Source organism: Rhodopseudomonas palustris BisB18 (assembly GCF_000013745.1).
GTDB classification, from domain to species: Bacteria; Pseudomonadota; Alphaproteobacteria; order Rhizobiales; family Xanthobacteraceae; genus Rhodopseudomonas_A; species Rhodopseudomonas_A palustris_F.
Map to the genome: position 1 here is coordinate 3337090 of NC_007925.1, position 10445 is coordinate 3347534.

Genomic DNA, 10445 nt, shown 5'->3' on the forward strand with positions numbered 1-10445 from the left:
GCTCCAAAGACATGTCCGCGCTTTGCATCACCAGAGCAGCTCCCTCGTCGGCAGTTTACGGGCCGCGTTGTACAGCGCCACCGAGGGCGGCCGCGCGCGGTAACGGCTCGTGCGACATCAAACTCGCCACACGAGATACAAGTCGATCGAGCAGTCGATCGCGTATCGTGGCGTCGTTGAGATAGAAGTGGTCGCCGTCGAACGTCCAGCGTTCGAAACGCGCGCTCGACACCTCTTGCCAACGATCCAGATCGCCGGCCGAGACCTCGTGGTCGGCCGTACCGCGTATCGCAATCACCGGACACGAGAGCTTCGATCCCGGCGGATGAAGATAAGTTTCTGTCAGAGCGAAGTCAGATCGAATGGTTGGCAGGACAAGATCGAGCAATTCACGGTGCCTGAGGATCTCGGCAGCGGTTCCGCCGAGACGTTGGAGTTCGTCGACCAGCTCCCCGTCCTGCAACATGTGACGCCATGGCTCCGGCGAGACCGATGTCGGCGCACGCCGCGCCGAGGCGATCAACGCTGCAGGCGGCCGATCGTCCGCCTGCATGCGCCGAGCGACCTCGTAGGCGACGAGCGCACCGAGGCTGTGGCCGAACAGAACGACCGGCTGTTCAGTGCCGATGACGTCGCGAAAATGTGGCCAGCAGGCGTCGATCAGTCCGGTCAGATCGCGCGCCGCCGCTTCGCCGTACCGCGTGCCGCGCCCCGGCAGCTCGACGGGGCATACAGCGAATTTCCCGAGAGCCGGATGCGAAGTCCAATCCCGGTAAGATTGCGCATTTCCTCCGGCATGATGAAAGCAGATCAACCTCGTAGCGTCTGGCAACGGCAAACGATTGCATGGAAACCACGCGTTGGATGACGAGCAGACGGAACGCTCGCCGGAGTGTCCGATGCTGCCTGCGCCGAGCAACCCTGACAGTTTCTCGACCATGAGCTCCGGAATCTGTCGGCCGCTTTCCCGGACGAGGAAATGTCCGCCCGGACGCTGCTCCATCGAGAATCCGCCGCTCGTGCAATGGCGCCATGCGGATACCTCGTCCACGGAGACCAGCTTGTCGTCTTCGGCAGCGACAGCGAAAATCGGAGCGCGGATGGTCGCTTCGCACCGGTAACGCGCGGCCATTTCGAAATCGCCATGCAGCGCGCCTTCGAGCGTTCCCAGCATCTCGCTGCTCGCCAGCACCGCCTCAGGCGTGCCGCCGAGCGCGCGGAGTCGTGCGGCCCAGTTCTCACCTTCCAGGAACTGCCAGTTCGACCGCGACACGCGCGGGCTCGGGCATGCACCGAGCAACAGCAGCCGCGGCGGCTGGCCGGTCCTCTCCTCCCACCGGCGGGCGAACTCGAAGGCCAGCTTGCATCCGAGGCTCCATCCGACCAGAGCCAGCGGCCGCGAAGCAAAGGGAAGCACGAGGGGAAGAAGCGCCTCCACGGCAGTCTCGACGGTACGGAATGCCGGCTCAGCGAGCCGCTGCTCGCGTCCGGGCAGTTGCACGGGACAGAACGCCCAATCCTTCGGGACCACATGCAGCCAACCGCGAAACGCCGATGCCCCACCGACCGCATAAGGGAATGCCAGAACGTTGATGGCGGCATCGGCACCCGGAGATCCGAACGGAAACCAGCGCTTCTTGGACTCCGTTCGATCGGCTCCTTGCTGGAGCAGAGCCTGCAGCCGTTCCGATCGGCTGCAAAGGCTCCGTTCACCATCCGGCCGCGGTGACCGCGGACGTGATGTCCGACGCCATCGACCTAGAATGTAGCGAAGATCGCCTCGCTCGAGACTTTCCCAGATCGCGGAGCCCGGCAGAGCAAAATAGCTTTCGGTGTCGGCACACAGGTCCGGATCGGCCTGCGAGAGGCGGCCGAGAATTCCCGCCGACGCCAGACCGCGTGCCGCGAGGACCTGTGGCGTGACGTCGCGAACGATCTCGGCCGAAAATCCCAGCCCATCGAGCACGTGCCGCAACGGTGTAATCAGCGTAGCCGGCCAGACATCGCCGTAGAGGAACAGCCCGTCCTCCACCAGAACTCGGCGGACGTGCTCGAAGAAGCTCACCAGGTCAGGATAGGCGCCAGACGATTCCAGGTTGAAGACGATGTCCTGCGACGCGTCCGTTTGCGGCAGTGCGCAAGCATCGGCGACCTGAAGGCGTATTCGTGCCGTACCCGTCGGCGCACCACCGAGCGCCTGACGCGCCCGCTCGACGTTGGCGGCGCTGAGATCGATGCCGGACAATGCGAGCGGACGATAGTGGCGTTGCATGAACACGAGCGAGCCGCCACGTCCGCATCCCACGTCGAGCAGGCGTTTCTGGTCGAGCGACGCACGACCGATCAGTTCAGCGACCAGACGCTCCTGCATCGCATTGGGACCGGCGTCCGGTGCGGGGCCATCGGCCTCGTTTGCGAAGCCGGCAACCGGGGCGTAACCCCAATTGAGGAACTGCGCGTGCTGCCCCAGCCCGGCCAGCTTCAGCGCGCGATCCAGACGACCATAGGCTCGCCGATTGGTTTGCCGTACGACCTCATCGTCCATTGGCGATCTCCGCAGCGTAGCGAACGGGATCTGGAAACGGCGGCGGCGGCGGCGGCATCGACCGACTGGCCGGCGCGCCGGCCGCACGCATGAGATGCAGCCAGCATTGCCCAAGGTTTGCGAGATAGGAATCCGCTTGCCACGGCGCGTCGAGTGGATCGTCGATCGCACGCCGAAGTTCATCCAGCGCGCGCCGTATCGCGCCTGGAAACTGATCATCGACCACACTCACGACAGGCGGGCCGAACCGATCACCGAACAGCTGTGCCGTCGGCTGAGTGAAGTACCTACAATCGGCCTGGCTCCAACGCGACAACAGGTAGGACGAACCGAGATCATCGCGTTGATATTGCGGCGCATACAGCGCATGCGTCCAAACCACGGGGCCGAAGCTGTTCAGAAGATTGACGGTCCCCTCCGGCCACCCGACGGCGATCCGGTGCATGACCAGGGAATGGTGATCTGGATCGGCGGGATCAAGATATGACTGCAATAGCAGGCTGAAGGGGACGTCGCGAATGCTCCCCTGAAACGCATGGAAAGGCGGCTGCGCGCCGCGATGCACGAGCGGACCGTCGAGCCTGAAATCCGCCAGATCACCGAGCGCACGGCCGAGAAGGTCGAGACTCGAATACAGCAACTGGCGACTGGTCGTCAGCTCGATAAAGCTCGGCCGCCGCGCCGTCCCGGCCTGGTGCGCATAGTCGGTGAACAGATCGCCGGCAGGCAGGTGCGGATAGAACGTATTGACATGATAACGAACGTTCGCCTCGCGCGCCTTCGCCTTCAGTTGCGTGACTTCACCCGGATAGACCGGGTGTTCCTGCAGCACATGGATGCCCCGCGAAAGCAGTTCCCCGGCGATGCGCGAACCGTCACCGCCGAAGATTGTGGTTCGAACAACCACGCATGCCACATCAGCGACGCCATCGGGAATATCGGACGGGCGGCCATACAACGGCACGTCGAAGTGAGCGGCAAGGGCACGCGAGCGCTCGCTCCCACGTGCCAGAATGCCGACGAGTTGATAGCTGTCCCTGGCCTGCGCCAAGGCTGCGAGATAATGCTCCCCGAAGCGCGTGCCGCAGACGACGACCCTGATCGGACAGTTTCTCATCGGACATCCCGCTGTAGCCAAGCGGCCAAACTGAACGGTGCCTGGGTCCGGACGACGCCGATCTCGGGATCGGCGGAGGCGAGCTTCGACAGAGGAAGATCAAACGTGCCGGGATTCGCAGCCAACGATTGAAGCAGGCTGGACAGCGCGAGGATGAGCGCCTCCCCCATCAGATCGGGAAACAGCCCGTCGACCCAGTCTAGATTGAACAGCATGCTGTGTTCCTCTTCGAGCGCCTGAAAATTGAGCGCGACCTGGGGCTGCGCCGCGTATTCGTAGTTCGGCATGCCGAGGACCGGATCGGCGGTCTCGGGCAAAGCGTAGGCGCTGCGAACACCGAACAGGCTGGTGAACACGATCGGCAACCCGAGAGACGGCGTATCCGGAAACCGCCGGCCATGGTTCGTCTCAGCGAGCATCGAAACGCCGTCGTACGTTTCGTGCGCGAGGTGCGCGTCGATCTTGGCCTGCGTTGTGCGTGCCATTTCGGCAAAGCTCGCATTCTCGCGCAGGTCGAAATCGATCGGCAGGATCGCGCTCGCGTCGCAGACGATATTCATGACTTGCGCGTGAAGCGACCTGCGGTCGGAATAAGCGAGCTGCAGTGCGAACCGCGAGCAATCGCCGCACCAGGCGGACAGTGCCGCAGCGTAGATAGACAGCAGAAGTGCCGTGGGCGAGATTCCTCGGTGGCGCGCCTCGCCTTTCAGTGCGAGCCAATCGACTCTCGTCAGACTTTCACGACGGATCTGGAAACGAATCGTCGTGAGCTCCGCTGGATTCAAGGCCAATGGAAGATCGGGCGCACCGGCTAACCTCGCCGCACGCCGCAGCGCATCGGCCTCGTTGTCGGCATGAACACTCGTCGTGCCGATCAACTCCATTCCTCGCCGATAGTCGGACGGCGAGAAGCTCAGTGACGGAAGTTGTCGCTCTGGCTCACGAATGAGGGCGCCGAGCTCGTGCAGGATCACTTGAAAGCTCTCGATATCGACACAAGTGGTATCGATGTCGAGGTGAAGACGGAGGCGGCTGTCGTCGAGCAGCGACGCCCGCAACTCGAAATGCGGCCAAGCCGAAAGATCGAGACGTTGCCCACTCATCCGCTCGCGAATATCCGCCAAACGGAGGTCGCGCTGCAATACGTCGAGGCCGCGGAGATCTTCGCGAACAATCGCATAAGCGCGCGTCTCCTCGAACACGCGGGCATTGCCGTCGGCATCGATCGTCGTTCTCAACCCGGCATGACGGACGATGAGACTGTTCCAGGCCACCTCGAAGGCGTCTATGTCGAAGACCGTCGGAGTCTTGTCGTATTCGACGTAAAGATGGCGCGCGATCCCCCCCAGAATCCGTCCGTCTCTACGACCGAGCCACCAGGCTCGTTGCAATGGCGAGAGCGAGGCATGGGCCGAAGCCGGCGCCGACGATGGACACAAGTCGCCGTTGGTCAGCAACAGATGTGGCTCGGCTGCAGCGAGCTCGTCCAGAGCCGCACGAACGGGACTCGCTGTCTTGCGACGTCCCGATCGTTGCTCGACGACAGCCGCGGCGAGTTTGGCCAGCGTGTCGTACTGTAGCGCGGTCTCGGCCGAAACGGTGACGCCGAGCGTCTTCGAAACGCGCTGGCTAAACTCGAGGAACATCAGCGAGTCAAGACCGCTCTGGACCAAGTTGCATGTCGGATCGAGTTGGTCCTCGGGCCGGCGAAGAAGCACTGCTAGTTCGCGACGAAGAATCGCCTGCACCTCGTCGACATCCGACACCGCAGTTTCCGCCAGCTGCGACTGGAGACAATCGGAAAGCTTGGACAGAGTGTTGCATTCAATTGCGACTTCGGCCGACACATCGACGCCGAATTCAACCTTCAGCGTATGGCTGAGTTCGAGAAACATCAGTGAATCGAGGCCAAGCTGCACCAGATTGGCGTCAACATCCAACGTCATCGGTTCGGCTTTGAGAAGCAAGGCGACGATTTCACGGAGCTTCGAACGGACGTTGCGAGATGCGGGCCTCAGCGGCGCGCTCCCGGTCGGACGAACGCAGTCTTCGAGGATGCGTGGCGACGACTCCCCAAGCTGATCCGCGATGCGTTCCCAATCGATGTGCATCGGCGCGACAACCGCTGCCGCATCGGCCAGGGCCGCGTGAATGAGCCGGAACGCTTCGTTCGGTGCCAAGCCGAGCATGCCCTGTCCGTGCAGACTCTTGGTCAGTTCGGCGCGATCGCTGCGTTCCTCCTCCCAGAATCCCCAGGACAGCGCCTTGACCGGCAGGCCTCTTGCGCTGGCCTGCCGCGCAAGGCCTTCGAGCATCGCATTGGCAACCGCGTGAGCTGCCTGCCCCGGCGGGCCGAAGATCGTCGCCGCCGATGAATACAAGAGCAGGAAATCCGGCTTCAGCCGCGGCATCCACGACAGCAAGGTACACGCCCCTACCCATTTGGGAGCGATAGCTTGGGCAAAATGGCTTGGGCCGAGGGTCGCAATGGAACCGTCCTGCAGAACTCCGGCGAGATGAAAGATGCCGGCAAGCGGGAGAGCGTCTTGCTGAATGGACTTCAATAGGGTTTCCAACGCCGTCAGATCAGCCACATCGACATCGCATGAAAGCCGAACGTTGGCTCCGGCCGCTCGGAGGGCCTCGACGCGATCTGCTTCGTTCGCCGCTGGTCGGCGACGTGCCACCAGCCAAATCTCCCGACAGCCTTGCGCAACGAGCCAGTCGGCCGTGGACAGTGCGAGCGGCGACAACCCACCGGTGATGAGATAAATACCATCTTGGTTGATGGTCGCGAGTGACCTCGCCGTCGCAAGCCTAGTCAAACGCGGAACGAAGATCTGGCCATGGCGCACGGCAATGGCGTCCTCGGCAGCGTCGCCGCCAAACCAGCGCTTCCATCGGCCATCGCGGTCGGCCGGTTCATCAACGTCTATCCAGCGCAGGACAAGGTCGCGCCGCTCACGCCCCGCGACACGGAGCAAAGCCGGAATACCCGCCATTTCTGGGTGACGGACTGCGTCCCAAGCAGCGACAGCGGCCGCTCCCGACGTCATCACCGTCACTCGCCCATGCGTGCGAGCAGCGATGTCCAGGATTGCCGCTACGTCGGCATAGAGCTGTGCGATGGGCCGGGTCGATCCGCCTGTCAGATCGACGACGATATGCGCGCCCGCCGGCGCATTGGACGGCACCGAGGCGAAATCCCGTACCGGCGCGACGCCGAGTAGCTCGCTGAGATTCGATCCGTCCTCGGACAGCAGCACAATGCGCTCCGCGTCCCAGGAGATCTCTTGCCAAGCGCTTTCGCCGTCCTCGGCGCGCCACGTCCAACGATACAGCGAAGGAGATGCCGCATCCGCTTCGGAGACAGGATGCGCCTGCTCCAACCGAATGAGCGGCCAGCCGGCATCGTCGAACAAGGTCAGATCCACGCCGGCATCGGACTTATGTTGCATCAGCCAGTGCGCCCCCTCCTTCGGTACACTGGTGCATTCGATCGAACTCGCATGAAATGCGCAGTTCGGACCAAGAACGCCGAGCATTTCGGAGAGCACCCGCCGCGGCTCGCCGTCGAGCCTCCGGGCGCGGGTGCGATCCAGGCGCGGCAGCATCGCCACAGTCTTCGTACCACGTCGGCCGCTCAGCAGCACTCTGCCGGAAGCCCCCCCCAACAGTGCGAGCTCCTGTCCGGAATCACGCCATTGCTCATTCTCAGCGCCGGTCGCAGGTGCGCAGGATACGTCCTCGAGGCGCCAGTGGCAGCAGCCGTGTCGCTCCACAAGACGCTGCAACAGTCCGGCCACGTCCATCGGTGCGGTCGTGCCGCATGCTGGGGCACGCCGCGTCGCAAATTTCAGGTCGCCGGAGTTTCGCGCAAGGATGATCCTCTCGCCGATGCGGGCCGTGATCTGCTCCACGCCGGGAGCCGAAGTCCAGCCGACGAAGCCGGCATCGCTCAGGGCTTCGGTCCAGCGATCGATCGCCGGGAAAAATTCACCGCCGCGCTCCTCGATGTCGGATACTTCTGGGGTCAACGGACCGAATACGAAGTCGAACAGCGGCTTGGGCTCGGTGATTTCGCGCAACAGCAGGATGCCTCCCGGAGCCAGGAGTCTTCGTGCGCGGCCGAGCGATGCGCGGAGGTCTCGCGCATTGTGAATGACGTTTGCAGCCACGATGAGATGGAATTGCGCCTCGGCCAGCCCCTGCTCCGTATGGCTTCTTTCGAAATCGAACGTTCCGTAGCGAATGAACGGATAAGCCGCGAACTTCTTCTCCGCACGTCGAAGAAACAGCGGCCCTATATCCGTGAACAGGTAGTCGCAGCGAGATCGCGGCAGCGTGGGCAGGAGCGCGCCCGTCGTGCCCCCCGTCCCCGCGCCGATCTCGAGGACGCGGATTTCGGCGTCTCGTGGCATTGCAGCCACCACCGCAGCCACGGCTTCGGCGGCGATGCCGTTGAGATAGACGGAATCGCGTTGCCGTTCGTACATCTCCTCGACGTCATCCATCGCTCCCGATGGGAATACGACGGAGACTGGGTCGACTTCGCCGCGCAACATGGCGGCGAGATGCCCGCCGGCCCGCATCACAAGATCGGCGAGACGGCCGTAGCCGTGCACGCGCATCTTAGCAAGCAGCCCGTCAGTCGCGCCCGCAGCACGAAGCCGGAGCCGACCATAGCGCTCGCCGTCCCGAGCCAGGACACCCTCATCCGAGAGATCCCGCAACAGCCGCTGAAGCAGTTGACGATAGACCGGTTTGACTCGCCCGCGTTGGAGCACCTCATCGATCGTCAGATATGTCTTTGCGTCGGGAAACAGCGCGAGATCAACGACTGCCTGCCCGGCGTGAACCGCGTGCAACTCGCGTACGGTGGCCGCCTCTTCCGAAAGGCTGGACCAGTCGTGATCGTCGGTCGTTCGGACGGCGGCGGCGGCCAGAGAATCGACGGCTGTACGCCAAACGTCGGCCGCACCACCGGATCGCCGAGAGTCTTCACCATCCTCTTCGACATGACGTTCACCGAGCAGCGTCGCGGACGGTGCCAGCGCACGATGGCGCGGACGCGGTATGACGTCGTCGAGCTTGGGGATGGTATCACCGAGACGACCCCCCAGTTCTTCCGTCCCCTTCGCCGCCCACACCACACATCCATTGTGGCCCCCCGTCATCAGCTCGGAGGCGAGGCTCCCGTGTCTCGACACTTCGTGCAAACGCCCAACCAGAGCCGTGACACTGTCACCGGCGACGGCCAGACGATACGGCATCATCGTGCGATGATGGGCAACGGTCGCGCAGTAGTTCAGCAGACCTTCCTCAGGGGGATGGTCGAGCAAAGTATCGGCGTGCATGGCGGCCGTCTGGCGCAGCGTCTCCTCGTCGCGTCCGGACACGACGAGGATGGCGGTTAGGCCTTCTTGACGGGAGGCAGGCTGCAATCCGGGCGGCAGCCGCTCCACGACGACATGGCAATTCGTCCCGCCAATACCGAACGAACTGACACCGGCAATCCGACGCTCCGCTTCCCATGGGATCAGTGCTTGCGGGACGTAGAACGGCGTCTCGTCGATCCGCAAGGCGGGGTTCGGAGTTTGGAAATGCAGACAAGGCGGGATCAGACCATATCGTACGGCGAAGGCCGCCTTCAACAAGCTCGCCACTCCGGCGGCCGTATCCAAATGCCCGGTATTGGCTTTGATCGAACCTAGAGCACAGGATCGAGAGGCCGACGAGCCGGCATCGAACGCCCGTGCCAACGCTTCCACCTCCAACGGATCCCCGAGCGGAGTCGCGGTGCCGTGGGCTTCCACCAGACCGACTTCCTGCGCCGTTACTCCGGCGAGCGCCATTGCTTCCTCGATCACGGACTGCTGGCCGCGCAACGATGGCGCCGTATAGCCTGCCTTGCCGTCGCCATCGTTGTTGACGGCCGAGCCGCGGATCACGGCGATGACCGCGTCACCGTCCTCGAGGGCTCTGAGCAAAGGCTTGAGCAGCAGGACACCGACGCCGTTCCCCATGAAGGTGCCGCCGGCATCGGCGTCGAACGGACGGCAATGACCGTCGGGTGAGAAAATCATGCCGGAGTGATGCATGTAGCCGGCGGCCATGGGAAAGGTCAGCGCGGCACCGCCTGCGAGCGCGAGGTCGCACTCACCGCTCCGCAATTGCTCGCAGGCCGTATGGATCGCCACCAGCGAACTGGAGCACGCCGATTGAATCGTGACGGCAGGCCCGCTCAATCCGAGCTTGTAGGCAACGCGGCTCGCCAGATAGTCTTTGTCGTTGCCGATCAAGCGCTGAAACACTCGTGGCGTCATGATCTCCAGCACGTCGCCCGCCTTCGGCAGCCTGTACGTGCTCATCCGCGCGCTGCCGAAGACGCCGACACGGCTGCCGCGCGCTGCAGATGCGAGGCCGGCCATGTCCAGCGCCTCCCAAGCGCAAGTTAGGAACACGCGTTGCTGCGGATCGATCGTCGCTGCCTCGGCGGGCGAGTAGCCGAACCATTCTGCATCGAAGTGTTCGACGTCTTCCACGACGCTGGCAATCGGCACAAATCCCGGATGGTCGAGCAATCCCGGATCGAAACCGGCCTGTCGGAGATCCTCCTCCGTGACGCGCCGGGTGAACTCCTCTCCATCGACGATGCGACGCCAGAAGGAGAATGGATTCCGCGCGCCGGCGAAACGACAGCCCGCTCCGATGATCGCAATCGGCTGCGTGTCGGCATAGACCTCACGATAACTCACGTCGTCTTTCATCTTTAACCGTTCT

3 protein-coding genes are annotated in these 10445 nt (G+C 63.4%); all 3 read right to left on the bottom strand.

Annotated features, from left to right (window positions below; all coding sequences use genetic code 11):
- Positions 1–55 precede the first annotated feature (55 nt).
- From RPC_RS15200 to RPC_RS15210, 3 genes are read right to left on the bottom strand one after another with little or no spacing between them, the layout of a single operon-like run.
- Entirely contained in the window at positions 56–2545 is a 2490-nt protein-coding gene (locus RPC_RS15200) for an alpha/beta fold hydrolase (RefSeq protein ID WP_011473473.1), read from the bottom strand.
- Positions 2535–3662 (bottom strand): thiazolinyl imide reductase, encoded by a 1128-nt coding sequence (locus tag RPC_RS15205; RefSeq protein ID WP_011473474.1) that lies wholly within the window; start codon positions 3660–3662, stop codon positions 2535–2537. The genes RPC_RS15200 and RPC_RS15205 overlap by 11 nt, the downstream gene beginning before the upstream one ends.
- A complete protein-coding gene (locus RPC_RS15210) occupies positions 3659–10432 on the bottom strand; it encodes a beta-ketoacyl synthase N-terminal-like domain-containing protein (protein ID WP_011473475.1) in 6774 nt (2257 codons plus the stop codon). The genes RPC_RS15205 and RPC_RS15210 overlap by 4 nt, the downstream gene beginning before the upstream one ends.
- Positions 10433–10445: the final 13 nt, after the last annotated feature.